This window comes from Actinotalea ferrariae, assembly GCF_019733465.1.
In the GTDB taxonomy this organism is placed as follows: domain Bacteria; phylum Actinomycetota; class Actinomycetes; order Actinomycetales; family Cellulomonadaceae; genus Actinotalea; species Actinotalea ferrariae_A.
Map to the genome: position 1 here is coordinate 1 of NZ_JACVQL010000199.1, position 18,635 is coordinate 18,635.

The following is an 18,635-nucleotide window of genomic DNA, read 5'->3' on the forward strand; positions in this document are numbered from 1 at the left end:
CGTGAGGACGCGCCCGACGTCGCGCCCGACGACGCGCGGCGCAGACGCCGTCCGCGACGGGGTGCCGTCGTGCTCGGCGCGGCGGTCGCCGTCGCGCTCGTCACGGCCGTCGGCGTCGCGTCGTCGCAGGAGCGCGCCGAGGCGCAGCGACTGGCGGCGCTCCCCGGGTTCGTCGAGTCCCTGGGCGACCCGCTGACCGAGACCTGGCGGGCCGAGGCGCCCGGGGACGTGTGGACCACCGAGGCCCTCCTGCTCGTGCCGCGCGACGGCCGCGTCGTGGGCGTCGACCTGACGACCGGCGTCGAGCGCTGGGCGGCGCCGGTCGAGGGTGCCGCCGCCGACGACGTCGCGCGGTGCGTGGGCACCACCGGCGACGCGGCCGTCGTCGTGTGCCACGTCATGGCGCCCGACCGGCTCGTCGTCCTCGACGCGTCCGACGGGTCGTCGCTCGGCGTCCTGGATGCCGGTGCGAGTGTCCTGGGCGTCGCCGCGATCGACGGCGACGTCGTGCGCGTCACGGCCGGCCCTGCGGTGGTCGAGCGGCTCGACCCGCGCACGGGCGACGTGCGGTGGAGCGCGGCGCTGCCGCACGGCGCCGCGCGCGGTGCGCTCGCCGTGCAGCACGGTCTGGTCACGTTCAGCGGCGACGTCGCGTCGGTCCTCGACGGTGCGGACGGCACGGTGCTCGGCGAGTGGCCGGGGACCGACAGCCGCGTGCCGACGGGAGTGGCTGCCGCGTTCGTCCGCGCCCGGCCGGACGCCTTCGGCGTCTGGGTCGAGCAGCGGCGGCGGTTCGCCGACCCGACCGGGCACTGGTTCACGCGCGACGGCTCGGAGCTCGGCGTCGTCGACGGCTACCTCGCCGAGCCGCGCGCCACCGACCACTCGCTGCCGTCGGTCGTCCTCACCGTGACCGACGCACCCGTGCTGCGCGCGGTCGAGGTCGGGGAGGGCCCGCTCTGGGCGGCGCGCGCGCAGGACGGTCTGCCCGTGGTCCGCGTCGACGGCACCGCGGTGCTCGCGTCCGCCGACGTGCTGCGCAGGGTCGACCTCGCCGACGGCGGGACGCTCTGGTCGGTGCCGCTCGACCCCGGTGACGCGGTGACGTCCGTGAGCGACGGCCGGCACGTCCTCGTCCTGTCCGCCGACCTCGAGGGTCGCCGGCTCGCGGCCGTCTCGCTCGCGGACGGCGCGACGGCGTGGTCGGAGCGGATCCCCGGCTCCTGGGACCTCCTCGACCCCGAGGGCGCGGGCACGGACGTCGTGCTGGTGCGCGACGGCGACGCGGTCGTCGGGCTGAGGTGAGCTCCCCATGAGGCGCTCGCGCGTGCGGCCGCCGCACCCGGCGATGGTCGAGGTGGAGCTCGAGGTCGAGGAAGACACGAGCCCGTCCGCGCTCTCGCTCGTCGCCGCGACCAGCCCGCACGCCGGGGTCGTCCACGACGAGCTGCGCCAGGCAGGCACGACCCCAGGCCCGGACGACCCGCGCTCCGACGACGCGCGCTTCGGTGAGGCGCCCTACGACGGCGTGCGGACCAGCGAGGAGGTGTTGCACGGCCCCGACGCCCGCGCGCGCCGGGAGCCCTGGTCCCGGCGTCGCCGCGTGCTCGTCACGGGGTCGGTCGTGGTGGCCGTCGGCGCGGCGGGCGTGGCCGGGGTCGTCGAGGACCGTCGCGCGCAGGAGCGCGCCGAGGCGCTCGCGGCCATCCCCGGCGTCGTCGCGTCGTTCGACGAGCCGGTCGAGGTGGCGTGGCGCGCGTCGACCGCGCTCGGCGCGACGTCGGCCGGCGACCTGCTGCTGCGCTGGCAGGAGCGCGCCGAGGGTCTCGAGCTCCAGGCGGTCGACGTCGCGACGGGCACGGAGCGCTGGACGGCCGAACGGGTCGCGGGCAGCGGCGTCGACTGGTGCGAGGGCTCGGCCGGGGACGACGACGCCCCGGTGGTCGTGTGCTGGCGGGTCTCCCCGTCCTACACGACGCTCCCGGACGGCGCCGTGATGACGCACGAGGGCACCCTCGTCGCGCTGTCCGCCGAGGACGGCTCCGTGGTCGCCGAGCACCCGCTCGACCTGCCCAGCTCGGGGTACGGCGTGCTCGACGGCGACGTCGTGCTCGGCTACCGCGACGGCTCGACGGTGCGCGCGGTCCGCCTCGACCCCGTGACCGGCGCGCAGACGTGGGCGCGCGAGGTGCCGCTCACGGCCCGCCAGGTCGACGGCTCCTACAGCGCGTGGCTCACCGTCGACGACGGCCTCGTCGTGGTGCACGGGGCGACGACGGCGGTGCTCTCGCCCGACGGCGACGTCCTCGGCACGTGGGACGCCGTCGACTCCGACGCCGCGGGGTTCTCCGAGGCCCAGCAGGGCGCGCAGGTCGACGTCACGCCGACGGGCTTCGGCGTGTGGCCCCAGGCGCTCGCGGGCACCGGTGCCTCGACGGGGACCTGGTACGACCGGTCGGGCGAGGTGATCGCGGCCGTCGACGGCTTCCTCGCCGAGCCCGAGGTGACCGACGGGAGCGCGGCCCACGTGCTGCTCACCGCGCCGCGCACCCGCTTCGACCTCATGGCCACGGACCTCACGACCGGCGAGACCCTGTGGACCGTGCCGCTCGAGGGCGGTGAGGTGCTCGTGCGCCGCGACGGGGTGGCGGTGGCGGCCGACGGGCGGCGCGTCTTCGCCGTCGAGGTCGTCACGGGGGAGGAGCGGTGGTCCGTCCCGGTGCCCGGCGTGCGGCCCGACCTCGGCTCCGTGACCGACGGCGAGCGGGTGCTCGTCATGGCGCAGCACGACGGCCGCTGGGTGCTCCGGGCGGTCGCGCTCGACGGCATCCCCCTGTGGTCCGTCGCGGTGCCCGCCTCGGCCGCGATGCCCGAGGTCGTCCCGCCGGACACCCCGGCGCTGTGGTCGATCGACGGCCGCGTCGTGACGGCGAACGGGCAGGTGCTCGTCGGCCTGGGCTGAGCGTGGTCCTGAGCGCCGCCCCCTGCGCCGGCAGCACTAGGGTCGCGCCGTGATCACCGCAGCCGCCGTCGTCCTCGTCGTCCTCCTCGCGGCGCTCGCCGTCTTCCAGCTGTGCCTCGCGGCGGGCAGGCCGTGGGGCCGCCTCGCCTGGGGCGGGCAGCACACGGTCCTGCCGACGGGGCTGCGGATCGGCAGCGCGGTCTCGGTGCTGGTCTACGCCCTCATCGCCGCGGTCGTCGCCGACCGCGCCGGCCTGGTGGACGTCGTCGGCGACGACGTCGCGCGCGTCGGGACGTGGGTGGTCGTCGGGTACTTCGCGCTCGGCGTGCTGATGAACCTTGCCTCGCGCAGCCGCGCGGAGCGCGCGGTCATGACGCCGACGGTCGTCGTGCTGCTCGCCTGTGCGCTGGTCGTGGCGCTGGCCGCCGGCTGAGCGACCTCGCCTGGAAGAGGGAGAGCGAGCGAGACGGGGAGCGGGGCCGGGGCGGCGTGACTCGCCGCCCCGGCCGCCGGCCCTACCGTCGTCCGCGCATCGCGTCGAGGATCACGTCGTGCACGTTCGTCGAGTGCTGCGCACGGGCGAGCCGTTCCGCACCCGGTCCCTCGGCCGTGAGCGGCGTCGCGGCGCCGCTGTGGCCCGGCGTCGTCCAGTCGACCGTGAACTGCAGGTCGGACCCGGCGATGTCGAACGGGCCGTCCTCGAGGCTCTGCAGGACGTCCTCGCTCGTGCTGTCGGGGTCGCCCGACTCGTCGTCCGGGTCCACGTTCTCGACGGTGAGCCCACCGGTCTCGTGGTCACCGACCACGACCACGAGCGTGCCGCGGTTGCGGGACGCGAACTCGTGGACCAGCGCGACGGTCTCGTCGAGCGCCTGACCCGCCTGGATCGTGCGTCCGGCGTTGTTGGCGTGCGCCATCTCGTCGATCGCCTCCTCCTCGACGAGGAGGAAGAACCCGCGCCGGTCCTGCGAGAGCACGTCGAGCGCCTTCTGCGTCATCGTGCTCAGCGACACGACGGGTGCGTACTCGTCGCCCTGGCCCTCAGGCGCCTGCTCGAACATCTCCTCGTTCGCGAAGAGCCCGAGGATGCGGTCCGCGTCGGTGGCCGCGAGCTCCTCGGGGGTGCTGACGTAGTCGTACCCCGTCGCCTCCGCCTGCTCGACGAGGTTCCCGATCGTGCTCATGCTGACCTCGGGTCGCGGGTCGGCCGGGTCGTCCTCGTAGAACCCCGGGTCGCCGACCGGGTACCACCAGTCCTCGCCGCCACCGAGGATGACGTCGGGCCGGGTCTCCTCGATGTACTGCCGGGCGATCTCGGTCTGGTCGCCGCGGTCCGCGACGTGCGCGCCGAACGACGCGGGCGTCGCGTCGGTGACCTGCGACGTCGTCACGAGGCCGGTCGCCTTGCGCAGGTCGCGGGCCGCCTCGAGGAGCGTCGGGACCGGGTTGCCCGCCAGGTCGACGCCGATGGCCCCGTTGTACGTGCGCACCCCCGTGGCGAACGCCGTGGCACTGGCGGCGGAGTCCGTCACCGCCTCGTCCGGGTCCGCGGACTCGGTGTGGGTCCAGCCCGCGTACTCGAGCGAGTCCATCGCGAGCAGGTTGCCCTGGCCGACCGTCGCGAGCCGCGTCGCGTCGCGCGCCGCGATGCTCAGGCCGTCGCCCACCATGAGGATGACGTTCCGCGCCGTCCCGTGGCCGCGACCCCGGTCGCCGTGGTCGTGCCCGTGGCCGGGCCCGTTGCCGTACCCGCCGCCGCCTCCGCCGCCCCCACCGGCGGCGAGGCCGCCCGTCGCCAGACCACCCGTCGCCAGACCGCCGGTCGCGAGCCCGATCGCGAGCACCGCGGTCCCTCCCGCGATCGTCACCCGTCGTGAGTCGAAGAATCCCATCGTTGCCGTCCCCCGGGTCGAACCTCGTTGTTCACCTTGACGTCTGTGGCCGACGAGCCTTCCGCGACCGTACGCCGACGTCGCGCCCCGGAACCATGGGACGACGCGAACCGGGCGGCGCGGGCCTCACCCTCGCCGGGTCACGGCCTCGCGCCGCGCTGCGGTGAGCGCCAGCCCGCCCAGCACGAGCGCGTAGCCGACGACCCAGGCGACGTGCAGCGCGACGGGCTGGGTGGCGGCGCCCGTGAACGCCTCGACGTCGTCGGCGGGCAGGAGGAGGCCGTAGGCGAGCTGACCGAAGTGGTAGGTCGGCAGGAACCGCGCGACGTCGCCCATCACCGGGGGGAGCTCGGACAGCGGCACGAAGAAGCCCGAGGCGAAGGCGAGCGGGAGGAACACCACGTTCGCGATGACCGCCGCCGCCTTGGGTCGCGCGAGGTACGCGATCGCGAACCCCAGCGGGCTGAACAGGACGACGCCCACCAGCATCAGGGCCGCGAAGCCGAGCCACTCGGCCGCTCCCAGCACGACCCCGCCCGCCGTCGTGGCGAGGACCGCCATCGCCGCCGTGATGAGGACCGCGTGGACGAGGGCGGCGCCGACCTTGCCGATCAGGTAGGCGCTCGTGGGGAACGGCGTCGCGCGTAGCGTACGGAGCCAGCCCCGGCCGCGGTCCTTGGCGACGTCCTCGCCGAAGACGACGATCGCCAGGGTGACGACGCCGTAGCAGGTGAGCGAGACGAGCATGGCGAGGCCGATGCGGGTGCCGCCGGGCAGCTCGCTCGACGCGTTCGGAAGGCCGAACATCGCGTACAGGATGACGGGGATGACGACGGCGCCGACGGCGAACTCGGGGCTGCGCAGGCTCGCGCGCACCTCGGTCGCCACCTGGAGGGCCAGCAGGCCCGCGCGGCCGCCGTTCGGCCGCGCGCGGACCTCCGCGCGGACCTCCGGACCGGCACGTCGGCCGGCCGGACGCGGCGCGTCGGGCGTGAGTGCGTGGGTGCTCATGACAGTGCTCCTTCGGGGTGCGCGGCGGAGATCTCCTCGGTGAGGGCGAGGAAGACGGCCTCGAGGTCGTCGTCGGCGACGAGCTCGGCGGGCGGGGCGTCGGCGAGCAGACGGCCCCGGGCCATGACGAGGATGCGGTCGGCGACGCCCTGGGCCTCGGCCATGTCGTGCGTCGCGAAGAGGATCGTGGCGCCGTGCCCGACGGCGGTACGGGCCTGCGCCCAGAAGGCGCGGCGCGAGGCGACGTCCATCGCCGCCGTCGGCTCGTCCAGCAGCAGCAGCTCGGGCTCGCCGACGAGCGCCATGGCGAGCAGCAGGCGCTGGCGCTCGCCGCCCGAGAGCGACGTCACGACGCGCGAGGCGCGCTCGTGGAGGCTGACGCGGCGCAGCAGCTCGTCCGTGGGCACCGCCGCGGGGTAGGAGCGCCCGACGAGGCGGACCAGCTCGCGGACCGTCACCTGCTCGGGCAGACCCGCCGACTGCAGCATGGCGCCCACCCGCCCGCGTGCGGTGGCCGGCGCTCCGCCGAGCACCGCGACGTCGCCCCGCGTGGGTCGCGCGAGGTCGAGCAGCAGCTCGAAGGTCGTGGTCTTCCCTGCACCGTTGGGGCCGAGCAGGGCGACGATCTCGCCCCGCTCCACCCGCAGGTCGAGACCGTCGAGCGCGCGGACGGCCCCGTACTCCTTGGTGACTGCGGACATCTCGATGACGGTCATCGGGTGCTCCTTCCCTCGTCCTCGACGCTAGGGACGCGCCGCGGCGCGCACCTGTGCCGGACGTCACGAGTGCGGACCGTGACCTCTGGCAGGGGTCCGCGGCGGGGTGCCCGCCGTAGCATCGGCCGGGTGCAGAGCGCCGCCGACGAACGGCTCGCGGCCGCGACGGGCGTCGTCGCCACCGTCGTGGTGGGCGTCGGCGGACTGGTCGGGCTCCTGACCGGCGGCTCGGAGCCGGCGCTGCCCGGCACGTGGTGGATCGGCTACGGGGTGTTCGTGGCGGCGCTGCTGGCGGACGCCGACCCCGCGCAGGACGCCCGGCGGCCCCGGTGGCTCGGCTCGCGCGTCCTGGTCGGTGTCCAGGTCGTGGCCGCGGTGGCGGTCTGGTTCAGCCAGCCGCTCGCGGGCTGGTCGGCCGTGCTGTTCGTCGTCAGCGCCGTGTCGGCCGCCTACGGTGCCTCGCGTGCCGCGACCGCGGTGGTGATCGCCGTGCAGAGCCTCGCGGTCGCGGTCGGCGGTGCCGTGGCGGGCCAGGCCACGACCGACGTCGTGCTCACGACGCTCATGTACGCGACGTTCCAGGCGTTCGCCACGATCGTCGTCCTCGCCGGTCGGCGCGAGGCCGAGAGCAGGGCGGCGCTCGCGGCGGCGCACGCGGACCTGCGCGCCGCGTCGACGCTCCTGGCGACCACAGCGCGTGACGCCGAGCGCCTGCGGATCTCGCGCGACCTGCACGACGTCGTCGGCCACGGGCTCACGGCGCTCACGCTCGAGCTCGAGGTCGCCTCGCACCAGGTCGCGGGGGAGGGCACCGAGCACGTGACGCGGGCGCGAGGGATCGCCAAGGACCTCCTGCGCGACGTCCGTTCGACCGTGAGCGACCTGCGCGAGGAGGCGCAGGGGCTCGAGGCGGCGCTGGGCGACGTCGTCGCGGGCACGCCGAGGCTGGAGGTGCGCCTCGACGTCGACGAGCGCGTCGGCGTCGACCCGGCGGACGCGCTGGTGCTCGTCCGGTGCGTCCAGGAGCTCGCCACGAACGCGCTGCGGCACGCGGGCGCGCGGGTGCTCACGGTGCGGGTCCGCTCGGACGAGGACGGCGTCCTGCTCGAGGCGCGCGACGACGGTCGCGGCGCCGCGCGGCTCGTGCTCGGCACGGGGCTCACGGGGATGACCGAGCGGGTGGAGGGCCGCGGCGGGCGGCTCGCGCTCGACGCCGGGGCGGGTCGGGGCTTTGGGGCGACGGTGCGGATCCCGGCGCCGTGATCCGCGTCGCGGTGGTCGACGACCAGACCCTCGTCCGGCAGGGGATCCGGAGCCTGCTCGGGCTGAGCCCGGACATCGAGGTCGTCGCCGAGGGCGAGGACGGCGACGACGCGCTCGCGGTCGTGGCGGCCGGTGAGGTCGACGTGCTGCTGCTCGACCTGCGCATGCCGCGGCGCGACGGGATCGCGACGCTCGAGGCGCTGCGCGAGCGCGGGGACGAGGTCCCGGTGCTCGTCCTGACCACCTTCGACGACGACGAGCTGGTGCTGCGTGCCCTGCGCGCAGGCGCGCGCGGCTACCTGCTCAAGGACGTGACGCTGGACCAGCTCGTCGGCGCCGTGCGGAGCCTCGCGAACGGCGGCACGCTCCTCCAGCCGGGGCTGACCGACCGCCTCCTGCGCGCGGTCGCCGGGCGGTCCCCGACCGTGGCGGGCTTCGAGCACCCCACGCCCCTGACGTCACGTGAGCTGGACGTGCTGCGGCTCATGGCGGGCGGCTACTCCAACAACGAGATCGCCTCGGCGCTGCACCTCGCGCCGGGCACGGTGAAGAACCACGTGACGAACGTGCTGCTCAAGCTCGGGGTGCGCGACCGGACCCGCGCGGTGCTGCGCGCGCTCGACCTGGGGCTGCTCGAGAGCCCCTGACGTCGTGCTGCCTTGACGTCGTGCTGTCCTGACGTCGTGCTGTCGGGGCACGTGCCGTGGGGCGGACGCGGGCCGGACGTGCGGCACCCCGGCCACCGTGGTGGTGACCGGGGTGCCGTTGCCGCGACGTCGGCGGGCCGTCCGGCCCGCCGACGAGCGTCTGTCAGACGTCGAAGTACAGCTCGAACTCGTGCGGGTGCGGACGCTGGCGGATCGGGTCGATCTCGTGCGTGCGCTTGTAGTCGATCCACGTCTCGATGAGGTCGGGCGTGAAGACGTTGCCCTCCGTCAGGAAGTCGTGGTCGGCCTCGAGCGCGTCGAGCGCCTCCTCGAGCGACGCCGGCAGCTGCTCGATGTTCGCGTGCTCCTCGGGCGGCAGCTCGTAGAGGTCCTTGTCGACCGGCTCCGGCGGCTCGATCTTGTTCTTGATCCCGTCGAGGCCGGCCATGAGCATGGCCGCGAACGCGAGGTACGGGTTCGACGACGGGTCCGGCACGCGGAACTCGATGCGCTTCGCCTTGGGGTTCGATCCGGTCACCGGGATGCGGACGCACGCGGAGCGGTTGCGGGCCGAGTAGACCAGGTTGACCGGGGCTTCGAAGCCGGGCACGAGGCGGTGGTAGCTGTTGACCGTGGGGTTCGTCAGCGCGACGAGCGCGGGCGCGTGCTTGAGCAGGCCGCCGATGTACCAGCGCGCCATGTCGGACAGGCCGCCGTAGCCCTTCTCGTCGTAGAAGAGCGGCTCGCCGTTCTTCCACAGCGACTGGTGGCAGTGCATGCCCGAGCCGTTGTCGCCGAAGAGCGGCTTCGGCATGAACGTGACCGTGCGGCCGTTGCGGTGCACGACGTTCTTGACGACGTACTTGAAGAGCATGACCTTGTCCGCGGACTTCGCGAGCGTGTCGAAGCGGTAGTTGATCTCCGCCTGGCCGGCGGTGCCGACCTCGTGGTGCGAGCGCTCGACGTCGAGGCCGAGGCGGTCCAGCTCGATGCAGATCTCGTCGCGCAGGTCGGCGAAGTGGTCGACGGGGGAGACCGGGAAGTAGCCGCCCTTGTACGGGGTCTTGTGCCCGAGGTTGCCGCCGTCCTCCTTGCGACCGGTGTTCCACGCCGCCTCGATGGAGTCGATGTGGTAGTAGCTCTCCGACTGGCTCGTGTGGAACCGGATGTCGTCGAAGATGTAGAACTCGGCCTCGGGCGCGAAGAACGCGGTGTCCGCGATGCCGGTCGAGCGCAGGTACGCCTCGGCCTTGGCGGCGACCTGGCGCGGGTCGCGGCTGTAGGGCTCGTCCGTGTAGGGGTCGACGATCGACATGTTGACGTTGAGCGTCTTCTCGACCCGGAAGGGGTCGATGTACGCCGTCGAGATGTCGGCGAGAAGCTTCATGTCGGACTCGTGGATGGCCTGGAAGCCGCGGATCGAGGACCCGTCGAACATCTGGCCCTCGGTGAAGAACGCGGCGTCGACCGTGGACGCCGGCACGTTGAAGTGCTGCATCACGCCAGGCAGGTCGCAGAACCGGACGTCGACGAACTTGACGCCCTCATCCTTGATGAAGGCCATGACCTCATCGGCGGAACTGAACATCCGGTGCTCTCCTTGATCTCGCGCTGACGCGGCTGGACGACACGGTCCGGGCTGGGTGGCGCGGCTCGTGAAGGATCGTGCAGGGGGTCGATCGTCGGCTCCGACGGTAGGGGGCCGGGATTTCCCCTCGGTGTTGCGAGTGTTTCCGCCGTGTTACCTCCGACCGTCGCCACGTTCCGGGCCCGTCGGGAGGGCGGCGACGCTGGCATAGGCTCGTGACCGTGGCGCCACGACGGGAAGACCTGGGCTCCTGGCTCGAGGGCGGCCCGGGGGACCAGGGTGACGCCCCGTCCGCCCGTCCGTCGGCCCTGGGGCTGCCCGCCTCGGGACCGGGGTCGCGCGCGACCCTCGGCCGGCGCGTGCTCGCGCTGCTCGTCGACTGGACGCTCTCGCTCGCCGTCGCTGCGCAGGTGTTCCCGGACCCCACGAGCCCCGCTCCCGGCATCTTCGCCGCCGACCCCACCGGGACGCTGGGCGTCTTCGCGGTGTCGACCGCGGTGCTCGTCTCGACGCTCGGCTTCACGATCGGTCACCGCCTGGTCGGCATCCGTGTCGTCCGCGTCCGCGACCTCGCCGGCGGTCGCGGCGGCGCGGGGGACGGTCCGCGCGCCCCCAGGGCACCGGGCGTCGTCGCGGGGGTGGTCCGGACGCTCCTGCTGTGCCTGGTGATCCCCGCCGTCGTCTGGGACGGCGAGGGGCGCGGCATGCACGACGCCGCCGCGGGGACGGTCCTCGTTCGGCGCTGACGCCCCGACCGCGCCCGCGTCAGCCGGGAGCGGTCCACACGAGGCTGTACCGCCAGTAGAGGCGGCGGCGCAGCTGGGAACCTGGCAGCAGCTCGCGTGCCGCCGCGCGGACGTCGCCCAGGACCGGGAAGGCGTCGACGAGCGGGACTCGGGCGTCCCACTCGCCTCGTCGCCACCGCGCCCAGCGGGACGCCACCAGCCCGAGCGCGCCCGTCGCGACGTCGACCGGCGACGAGGGGTCGGCGAGCCCGACGACGACGAGGGTGCCGCCCGGCGCGGTGAGCTCACGCAGCCGGGTCAGCCCCTGGCGCAGGGGCAGGTGGTGCAGGGTCGCGACGCACGTGACCAGGTCGAACGGACGGCCGAGGTCGAGGCCGAGGACGTCGCCCGCCACGTACCGCAGGTGCGGGGAGTCGGCGGCCGCCTCGGCCCGGCGCACCTGGTCGGCGTCGACGTCGACGCCGACCACCTCGTCGGTCGTCGCGGGTGCGAGCCGCCGCGTGAGCAGCCCCTCGCCGCACCCGACGTCGAGCACGCGCCGCCACGGCGGCGGTGCGACGCGCGGGACGAGCCGGTGGTAGTGGGTGTTGTGGTTCCAGAACGGGTCGTGCGACGGCGACGGGAGGTCGAGCTGCTGCCGTGGGCGTGTGGGACTCGTCACGTCGCCACGATGGCAGGTCGCGACGGCGTCGTCACCGTCATGACCGCGCGCGCGGACGTCAGCGGCCGCGCATGCCCTTGCGGTCGGGACGCGCGCGGTAGGGGTCGATGCCCTTGGGCACGGGGAGCCGGGCGCCGCCGAGCGCGCGCAGGCGCTTGGAGATCTCGGCGACCTCCTGCTTGGTCAGGGTCGGCTTGAGCTTCTGCACGGTGCGCGCGAGCTTGGGCAGCGGCACCTGGTCCGGTCCGGTGCCCGACTGGATCAGCGTCACGGGGACGTTGGGCAGGATGCGCGTGAGCTTGCGCTTCTCCGCCTCGAGGAGCTTGGCCTGGCGGCCTCCGGGGCCTTCGGCCACGAGCACGATGCCGGCGCGACCGAGGCCGCGGAACACGAGGTCCTGGCTGCGCGGGTCGACGGCGACGGGCTCCTCCGGGAAGTCCCAGCCGCGGCGGATGGTGCGCAGCGCGGAGAGCGACGCGCCCGGCTGGCCCTCGAGGCGCCGGTACGCCGCCGTCTCGGCGCGGCGGGCGAGCACGAACATGCCGGCGAGGAACGCGAACGGCAGGCCCACGACGATCGCGTAGATGCGGTTGGCCGTGCCGTCGAGCAGCAGCGCGATGACGACGGCGACCGCGACGACCGCGCCGAAGGCGCCCAGCACCCACCACGTGACGGCGGGGTCCGTCTGGCGCGTCATCGTGTACGCCTGCCAGACCTGGTGGTACCACCGGGTCTTCTTCACCTTGGGCGTCTTGCCCTGCGGGGCAGGGGCGGGCTCACTCGAACGCTGACGGGCCATGACGCAGGAGTCTAGTGGCCCGTGCCGGGGCGTCCGGCCAGGGTGACCAGGCCGATCAGCCGCTCGGGCGCCGTCACCGGGCGAGCAGGCTCGACGCCTCCTGGCGTGCGGCCCGCTCCTCCGCGAGGTGCGCGAGACCCTCGGGGATGACCTCGCCGCGACGGCGCATCGCCTGGGCCCAGAGCCGGCCGGCGCGGTACGAGGAGCGCACCAGGGGGCCGGACATGACGCCGGCGAAGCCGATCCGCTCCGCCTCGTCCGACAGCGCCACGAACTCCTCCGGCTTGACCCATCGGTCCACGGGGTGGTGCCGCAGCGACGGGCGCAGGTACTGCGTGATCGTGATGAGGTCGCAGCCGGCGTCGTGCAGGTCCTGCAGCGCGGCCGCGGCCTCGTCGTACGTCTCGCCCATGCCCAGGATGAGGTTGGACTTCGTCACGAGACCTGCCTCCCGGGCCTGCGTGAGCACCGAGAGCGAGCGGTCGTACCGGAAGCCCGGCCGGATCTGCTTGAAGATCCGCGGCACGGTCTCGAGGTTGTGCGCCAGGACCTCGGGCCGCGAGGAGAAGACCTCCGCGAGGAGCTCGGGCAGCGCGTTGAAGTCGGGGATCAGCAGCTCGACGCCCGTGCCCGGGTTGAGCGCGTGGATCTGGCGGACCGTCTCGGCGTAGAGCCACGCGCCGCCGTCGGGCAGGTCGTCGCGGGCGACGCCCGTCACGGTGGAGTACCGCAGGCCCATCGCCTGGACGGACTCGGCGACGCGGCGGGGCTCGTCGGCGTCGAAGTCGGCCGGCTTGCCCGTGTCGATCTGGCAGAAGTCGCACCGTCGGGTGCACTGGTCGCCGCCGATGAGGAAGGTCGCCTCGCGGTCCTCCCAGCACTCGAAGATGTTGGGGCAGCCCGCCTCCTCGCACACCGTGTGCAGGCCCTCGCGCTTCACGAGGCCCTTGAGCTCGGTGTACTCCGGGCCCATGGTCGCCCGGGTCTTGATCCACTCGGGCTTCTTCTCGATCGGCGTGGCAGCGTTGCGGGCCTCGACCCGCAGCATCCGGCGTCCCTCGGGAGCGATCGTCACGTCCTCACCCTACGTCAGTCGTCCGACGACCTGGGCCGTGCGCCCCGCGGCGGTGACGGCGGCGAGCGCGGGCTCCAGGTGGGCGACGAGGAGGGGCTCGACCTCGGCGATCGAGACGCGTCGCCCCAGCTCCGCGCTGAGGGTCGTGACGTCGGCGTCCTCGATGCCGCAGGGCACGATCCGGCCGAACGCGGCCAGGTCGGCGTCGCAGTTGAGCGCGAGACCGTGCATGGTCACGCCACGCGCGACGCGCACGCCGATCGCGGCGACCTTGCGCGCGCGGCGCGGGCCGCCGTCGTCGGGCGGGAACCAGACGCCCGAGCGTCCCTCGACCCGCTCTGCGGCGAGGCCGAGGTCGGCGCACGTGTCGATGAGCGCCTGCTCGAGTGTGCGCACGTAGGCGACGACGTCGACCGGCTCGGCCAGGCGCACGACGGGGTAGGCGACGAGCTGACCGGGGCCGTGCCACGTGATGCGCCCGCCGCGGTCGACGTCGACCACGGGCGTCCCGTCGACCGGGCGGTCCCGCGTCGCGGTGCGCCGGCCCGCGGTGTAGACGCTCTCGTGCTCGACGAGCAGGACGGTGTCGGGTGCGGCCCCCGCGGCGACCTCGGCGTGCAGCGCGCGCTGGCGGTCCCACGCCTCGTGGTAGCCGACGAGGCGGCGGCCCAGGTCCAGGCTGACGACGTCCACGCCGAGCACGCTACCCCTCCGCCGGTGGGGGACCGTCGTCGACGGACACGGCCGGAGGCTCGGCGAGCGCGTCGGGGTCGTGCCCCAGCATCGTCCCGAGGATCGAGCGGAGCTGGCTCACCTGCTCGGGGCTCAGGCCCTGCACGCTCATCTCCTCCGCGAAGCGCGGGTCGCCCGCCTCCCGCAGGGCGCGGTAGCCGGTCTCGGTGAGTGCGACGTCGTTGCGGCGCCGGTCGTGCTCGTGGGTGCGGCGCTCGATGTACCCGGTGCGGTCGAGCCGCGCGATGATCCGGCTCATCGTCTGCTCCGTGACCCCGGAGTCCGCGGCGAGCTCACGCTGCGAGCGCGGACCGGCCGCCAAGAGGAAGAGCACCGGCAGCGAGGCGTGGTTGAGGTCCCAGCGGGCGAGGTGCGCGTTCCAGTCGCGCTCGATGCGCCGTGCCACGGCGGACACGAGCCGGCCGGTGGGCCACATCACGGCGGGCACGGGCCGGCCAGGGACCGGCGCGCCGTCGCCCCAGCCCATGGCGTCGGGGGGAGCGCCGGCGGCGTCGGGCGCGCCTGCCACCGTGCGAGGGATCACTGGGGCCTTCCGGGTTCAACTTGTCGACCAGGCTAGTCCGGGTCAGGATACTCAGCATGCTGAGTAAAAGTGGTCGTGGGGCCGCAGTCCTGCGCGGGGTCGCCGTCCTCGCCGTCATCCTCGTGTGGCTGGGTCTCGCCGGCGCGGGCGGCATGTCGATCGGGAAGCTCTCGGACGTGCAGGAGAACGACGTCGCGTCGTTCCTGCCCGAGGGTGCCGAGTCGACGGAGGCCGCCGCCGCTGCAGCCGAGTTCCGTGACGACGCCGTGCTGCCCGCGCTCGTCGTCGTGCGGGGCGAGGGTGCCCTGACGCCCGAGCAGCTCGGGACGGTCCAGGCGTTCGCCGAGGAGATCCCCACGCTCGAGCTCGACGGCGGCACGACGGTGGACGACCTGCTCGTCGCGCCCCCGGTCGCCATCCCGTCCGAGGACGGCGAGGCGGCCCTGCTGACGGTCGCGCTCGACGCCGACGCCGCCAACGAGCAGATCGGCGAGGAGCGTGCGGTCAACCTCGTGGTCGAGGAGCTGCGGACGGCGGTCGACGAGTCGCTCGAGGGCGAGGGGCTCGAGGCCTGGGTCACCGGACCGGCCGGGGCGATCGCCGACCTCGTCGCCGCCTTCGGCGGGATCGACGGGCTGCTGCTCGTCGTGGCCCTCGCCGTGGTCTTCGTCATCCTCGTGCTCGTCTACCGCTCACCGCTGCTGCCGTTCACCGTCCTGTTCACGTCCCTGTTCGGCCTGTCCGCCGCCGCGCTCGTCGTGTACCAGCTCGCCGCGGCCGACGTGCTCGTCCTCAACGGCCAGAGCCAGGGCATCCTCTTCATCCTCGTCGTCGGCGCGGCGACGGACTACTCGCTGCTCGTCGTCGCGCGCTACCGGGAGGAGCTGCGCCGCGCGGAGTCGCCGTTCACCGCGATGCGGCGCGCGGTCCGGGCGTCGATCGAGCCGATCGCCGCGAGCGCCGGCACCGTGATCGCGGGGCTCCTGTGCCTGCTCCTGTCGGACCTGCGCTCGAACCAGAGCCTCGGCCCGGTCGCGGCGATCGGCATCGCCGCCGCGTTCCTCGCGTCGATGACCCTGCTCCCCGCCCTGCTGCTCGTCGGCGGACGCCGCGCGCGCGTGGTGTTCTGGCCGCGGATGCCGCGCGTCGAGGCCGACGCCGCCGACGGCGCCGCGGAGTCGCTCGAGCACCTCGAGTCCCGGTCGGGGCTGTGGGGCCGGGTGTCGCGGCTCATCGGCCGCCACCCGCGCCGCGTGTGGCTGGCGACGGCCGCCGTGCTCGCGGTCGCGTGCGTGTGGGTCCCGACCTTCGAGGCCGAGGGCACGGGGGAGAGCGACATCTTCCTCACCGAGGTCGAGTCGGTCGCCGGCGAGGAGGTGCTCGCCGAGCACTTCGACGCCGGTCAGGTCCAGCCCGTCACGGTCGTCGTGACCGAGGGGGACCTCGACGCCGTCCTGGACGCCGTCGGGCAGGTGGACGGCGTCGCGGCCGCGGCGCCCGTCACCGAGGGCGCCGGGGGAGGCCGACCGGCCGACCCGTCGGCGCCGCCGGTCGTCGTCGACGGGCGGGTGCTCGTCGAGGTCGTCACGGAGGCGTCGTCGGAGAGCCAGGAGGCGACCGTCGTCGTCGAGGACCTGCGCTCCGCGGCCCACGAGGCCTCGTCCGGTGCGCTCGTCGGCGGGGCCGCCGCCGAGCGGCTCGACACCCAGGTGACGAGCGCTCGCGACCTGCGCGTGATCGTCCCCACGATCCTGGCCGTGATCCTCGTCGTGCTCGTCCTGCTGCTGCGTGCGGTCGTCGCGCCCGTCCTGCTGATCCTCGCGAACCTGCTCTCCTTCGGCGCGACGGTCGGCATCGCGGCGCTGGTGTTCAACCACGTGCTCGACATGCCGGGGGCCGACGCGTCCGTGCCGCTGTACGCGTTCGTGTTCCTCGTCGCGCTCGGGATCGACTACTCGATCTTCCTCATGACCCGCGTCCGCGAGGAGTCGCTCGCCCACGGGACGCGCGAGGGGGTGCGGCGTGGGCTGACCGTGACGGGTGGCGTCATCACGAGCGCGGGCGTGGTCCTCGCCGCGACGTTCGGCGCCCTCGCCGTGCTGCCGCTGCTGTTCCTCGTGCAGCTCGCCTTCCTCGTCGCCCTCGGTGTCCTCATCGACGCGCTCGTGGTGCGCACGCTGCTCGTGCCTGGTCTGGTGCACGACCTCGGTGCGGCATCGTGGTGGCCATGGCACAAGAAGATCGGGAGCTGAGGCCGCGGGTCGGCCTCGTCGGGTACGGCGACGCGGGCCGCGGGATCCACGCGCGGCTGCTGCGCGAGGCCGGGCAGGTCGTCACGGACGTCGTCACGAGGGACCCCGGCCGGGCCGCCGCGGCGGCCGAGGACTGGCCGGACGTGCGCGTGCACGGTGACCTCGACGCGCTGCTCGCGGCCGACGTCGACGTCGTGGTCATCGCCTCGCCGACCGGACGCCACGTCGAGCACGCCACGGCGACGCTCGAGGCCGGCGTCGCGACGGTCGTCGACAAGCCGCTCGCCCTCGACCGCGAGGGCGCGCGCGGCCTCGTCGAGCTCGCCGACGCGCGCGGCGGCCGGCTGACGGTCTTCCAGAACCGCCGCTGGGACGCCGAGCAGCTCACGCTCGGCCGTCTGCTCGCCGAGGGGACGCTCGGCGACGTGCACCGCTTCGAGCGGCGCTGGGAGCGCTGGCGGCCCGTGCCCAAGGACCGCTGGAAGGAGAACGCCGTCGGCGACGGGGGCGGGCTCCTGCTCGACCTCGGGGCCCATCTCGTCGACTCCGCGGTGCAGCTGTTCGGCCCCGTGGCGACCGTGCGCGCCGAGCTGCGCGCGCTCACGACGCCGACCGAGGACGACGTCTTCCTCGCGCTCGGCCACGCATCCGGCACGACGAGCCACCTGTGGGCGGGCGGGCTCGTGGGGGCTCCCGGTCCGCGCACGCGCGTGCTCGGGTCGGCCGGCGCCTACCTCGTCACGTCGTTCGAGGGGGAGCCGACGCCGTTCGCCGCCCTCGACCCGGGCGAGGGCATGGAGGGGTGGCTGGTGCACGGCGACTCGGCGGTGCCCGTCCCGCGCGAGCCCGGCGGGCACGTGGACTTCTACCGCGGCGTGGCCGCGTGGCTGGCGGGCGGAGCGATCCCGGTCGACCCGCGGGACGCCGTGCACACCGCCGCCGTGCTCGACGCGGCGCGCCTCAGCGCCGCGAGCCGACGCGACGAGCCCGTCCAGCCGGGGCAGGAGCCGGTCCAGCCGGAGTAGGAGCGTCGCGCCCTGTGGACGACGCCTGCGGGGCGTCCCTGGCTGGTCCGATGGCACCCGTGACGTTCGAGACGCCCGAGGGGCTCGCCGCGACCCTGCTGGACCTGGGACTGCACCTCGGCGTGCCCCTGGGCAGCGGTTCGCGCGGGGTCGTCTGGAGCGCGGTGGACGGTGACGGCGCGCGGTGGGCCGTGAGCGTGCTGGTCGTGCGGTCCGCGATGCACGCAGCGCGCCTCGAGGAGCGCGCGGCGCGGCTCTCCGGCGTCGAGCACGAGCACCTGGCTCGGGTCGGCGCGGCGTTCCCGCTGCCCGACGGACGCCTGGCCGTGCTGCACCGCGCGGTCGAGGGCACCGATCTCGCGACGCTCCACCGGGCACGCGAGCAGTGGTCGCCGGGCGAGGTCGTCACGGTGCTCGTGCCGCTCGCCGGCGCGCTCGACGCGCTGCACGCGGCCGGGCTCGCGCACGGGGACGTGTCGCCCGCCAACGTCGTCATCAGCGACGGGAGGCCGGTGCTCATCGACGTGCTCACCGGTGACGACCCGCTCGAGCAGGGAACCCCGGGGTTCGCGGCGCCCGAGCGGCACCGTGGCGCGCGGCCTCCCGGTGATGTGCACGCACTGGCGCGGCTCGGGCTGGCCCTCCTCGGGCACGCCACGGACGACCCGCGCGCGGCGGCCCTCGCCGCGGTCCTCGCCGCCGCGTGCGGGCCGGACCCGGAC

18 protein-coding genes are annotated in these 18,635 nt (G+C 74.6%); 9 read left to right on the forward strand and 9 right to left on the reverse strand.

Annotated elements, in window-relative coordinates:
- The 3 genes from ICW40_RS15200 to ICW40_RS15210 all read left to right on the forward strand — a co-directional run.
- Positions 1–1,305, forward strand: a 1,305-nt coding sequence (locus ICW40_RS15200; RefSeq protein ID WP_221654861.1) for an outer membrane protein assembly factor BamB family protein, incomplete at its 5' end; no start/stop codon positions are given.
- A 7-nt stretch (positions 1,306–1,312) separates the two neighbouring features.
- Complete coding sequence (locus ICW40_RS15205; protein WP_221654862.1) at positions 1,313–2,962, forward strand: outer membrane protein assembly factor BamB family protein; 1,650 nt, start codon at positions 1,313–1,315, stop codon at positions 2,960–2,962.
- Positions 2,963–3,011: 49 nt separating this feature from the next.
- Positions 3,012–3,395 (forward strand): hypothetical protein, encoded by a 384-nt coding sequence (locus ICW40_RS15210; protein WP_221654863.1) that lies wholly within the window; start codon positions 3,012–3,014, stop codon positions 3,393–3,395.
- Between the two features lie 82 nt (positions 3,396–3,477).
- Here ICW40_RS15210 and ICW40_RS15215 read toward each other — a convergent pair whose 3' ends face one another.
- The 3 genes from ICW40_RS15215 to ICW40_RS15225 all read right to left on the reverse strand — a co-directional run bounded on the left by ICW40_RS15215 (position 3,478) and on the right by ICW40_RS15225 (position 6,581).
- On the reverse strand, positions 3,478–4,854 hold the full coding sequence (locus tag ICW40_RS15215; RefSeq protein ID WP_260459278.1) for an alkaline phosphatase: 1,377 nt from the start codon (positions 4,852–4,854) through the stop codon (positions 3,478–3,480).
- Positions 4,855–4,980: 126 nt separating this feature from the next.
- Positions 4,981–5,865 (reverse strand): ABC transporter permease, encoded by an 885-nt coding sequence (locus ICW40_RS15220; protein ID WP_221654864.1) that lies wholly within the window; start codon positions 5,863–5,865, stop codon positions 4,981–4,983.
- A complete protein-coding gene (locus ICW40_RS15225; protein WP_221654865.1) occupies positions 5,862–6,581 on the reverse strand; it encodes an ABC transporter ATP-binding protein in 720 nt (239 codons plus the stop codon). The genes ICW40_RS15220 and ICW40_RS15225 overlap by 4 nt, the downstream gene beginning before the upstream one ends.
- Before the next feature lie 129 nt (positions 6,582–6,710).
- On the opposite strand from ICW40_RS15225, the gene ICW40_RS21640 reads away from it, so the two are divergent.
- Entirely contained in the window at positions 6,711–7,844 is a 1,134-nt protein-coding gene (locus tag ICW40_RS21640) for a sensor histidine kinase (RefSeq protein ID WP_221654866.1), read from the forward strand.
- On the forward strand, positions 7,841–8,491 hold the full coding sequence (locus tag ICW40_RS21645; protein WP_221654867.1) for a response regulator: 651 nt from the start codon (positions 7,841–7,843) through the stop codon (positions 8,489–8,491). The genes ICW40_RS21640 and ICW40_RS21645 overlap by 4 nt, the downstream gene beginning before the upstream one ends.
- A gap of 163 nt (positions 8,492–8,654) precedes the next feature.
- On the opposite strand, the gene glnA is transcribed toward ICW40_RS21645, so the two are convergent.
- Positions 8,655–10,079, reverse strand: a complete 1,425-nt coding sequence (gene glnA, locus ICW40_RS15240; RefSeq protein ID WP_221654868.1) for a type I glutamate--ammonia ligase — start codon at positions 10,077–10,079, stop codon at positions 8,655–8,657.
- Between the two features lie 221 nt (positions 10,080–10,300).
- Between glnA and ICW40_RS15245 the strand changes: the two genes are divergently transcribed.
- Complete coding sequence (locus tag ICW40_RS15245; RefSeq protein ID WP_308121842.1) at positions 10,301–10,825, forward strand: RDD family protein; 525 nt, start codon at positions 10,301–10,303, stop codon at positions 10,823–10,825.
- A gap of 19 nt (positions 10,826–10,844) precedes the next feature.
- On the opposite strand, the gene ICW40_RS15250 is transcribed toward ICW40_RS15245, so the two are convergent.
- The 5 genes from ICW40_RS15250 to ICW40_RS15270 all read right to left on the reverse strand — a co-directional run bounded on the left by ICW40_RS15250 (position 10,845) and on the right by ICW40_RS15270 (position 14,621).
- Positions 10,845–11,486, reverse strand: coding sequence for a class I SAM-dependent methyltransferase (locus tag ICW40_RS15250; RefSeq protein ID WP_221654869.1), 642 nt, complete (start codon positions 11,484–11,486; stop codon positions 10,845–10,847).
- Between the two features lie 58 nt (positions 11,487–11,544).
- Positions 11,545–12,285: a DUF4191 domain-containing protein gene (locus tag ICW40_RS15255; protein ID WP_221654870.1), complete on the reverse strand. Its 741-nt coding sequence runs from the start codon at positions 12,283–12,285 to the stop codon at positions 11,545–11,547.
- A 73-nt stretch (positions 12,286–12,358) separates the two neighbouring features.
- The gene (gene lipA / locus ICW40_RS15260; RefSeq protein ID WP_221654871.1) at positions 12,359–13,360 is read right to left on the reverse strand and encodes a lipoyl synthase; all 1,002 of its coding nucleotides are present in this window, start codon (positions 13,358–13,360) and stop codon (positions 12,359–12,361) included.
- Positions 13,361–13,369: 9 nt separating this feature from the next.
- Positions 13,370–14,053 (reverse strand): lipoyl(octanoyl) transferase LipB, encoded by a 684-nt coding sequence (gene lipB, locus ICW40_RS15265; RefSeq protein WP_221654872.1) that lies wholly within the window; start codon positions 14,051–14,053, stop codon positions 13,370–13,372.
- Between the two features lie 10 nt (positions 14,054–14,063).
- Entirely contained in the window at positions 14,064–14,621 is a 558-nt protein-coding gene (locus ICW40_RS15270) for a MarR family winged helix-turn-helix transcriptional regulator (protein ID WP_308121843.1), read from the reverse strand.
- A gap of 71 nt (positions 14,622–14,692) precedes the next feature.
- Here ICW40_RS15270 and ICW40_RS15275 point away from each other — a divergent pair, with 71 nt between their 5' ends.
- The 3 genes from ICW40_RS15275 to ICW40_RS15285 all read left to right on the forward strand — a co-directional run.
- Positions 14,693–16,888, forward strand: coding sequence for an MMPL family transporter (locus ICW40_RS15275; protein WP_221654873.1), 2,196 nt, complete (start codon positions 14,693–14,695; stop codon positions 16,886–16,888).
- Complete coding sequence (locus ICW40_RS15280; protein WP_221654874.1) at positions 16,864–17,913, forward strand: Gfo/Idh/MocA family protein; 1,050 nt, start codon at positions 16,864–16,866, stop codon at positions 17,911–17,913. The genes ICW40_RS15275 and ICW40_RS15280 overlap by 25 nt, the downstream gene beginning before the upstream one ends.
- Before the next feature lie 59 nt (positions 17,914–17,972).
- Positions 17,973–18,635, forward strand: a 663-nt coding sequence (locus ICW40_RS15285) for a protein kinase domain-containing protein (protein ID WP_221654875.1), incomplete at its 3' end; no start/stop codon positions are given.

What these genes read in the sequence shown, in the direction of transcription:
- ICW40_RS15275 (WP_221654873.1), top strand. Translation starts at nt 14,693, where the DNA reads ATGCTGAGTAAAAGTGGTCGTGGGGCCGCAGTCCTGCGCGGGGTCGCC.
- ICW40_RS15225 (WP_221654865.1), bottom strand. Translation starts at nt 6,581, where the DNA reads ATGACCGTCATCGAGATGTCCGCAGTCACCAAGGAGTACGGGGCCGTC.
- glnA (WP_221654868.1), bottom strand. Translation starts at nt 10,079, where the DNA reads ATGTTCAGTTCCGCCGATGAGGTCATGGCCTTCATCAAGGATGAGGGC.
- ICW40_RS15215 (WP_260459278.1), bottom strand. Translation starts at nt 4,854, where the DNA reads ATGGGATTCTTCGACTCACGACGGGTGACGATCGCGGGAGGGACCGCG.
- ICW40_RS15280 (WP_221654874.1), top strand. Translation starts at nt 16,864, where the DNA reads ATGGCACAAGAAGATCGGGAGCTGAGGCCGCGGGTCGGCCTCGTCGGG.
- ICW40_RS15255 (WP_221654870.1), bottom strand. Translation starts at nt 12,285, where the DNA reads ATGGCCCGTCAGCGTTCGAGTGAGCCCGCCCCTGCCCCGCAGGGCAAG.
- ICW40_RS15205 (WP_221654862.1), top strand. Translation starts at nt 1,313, where the DNA reads ATGAGGCGCTCGCGCGTGCGGCCGCCGCACCCGGCGATGGTCGAGGTG.
- ICW40_RS15220 (WP_221654864.1), bottom strand. Translation starts at nt 5,865, where the DNA reads ATGAGCACCCACGCACTCACGCCCGACGCGCCGCGTCCGGCCGGCCGA.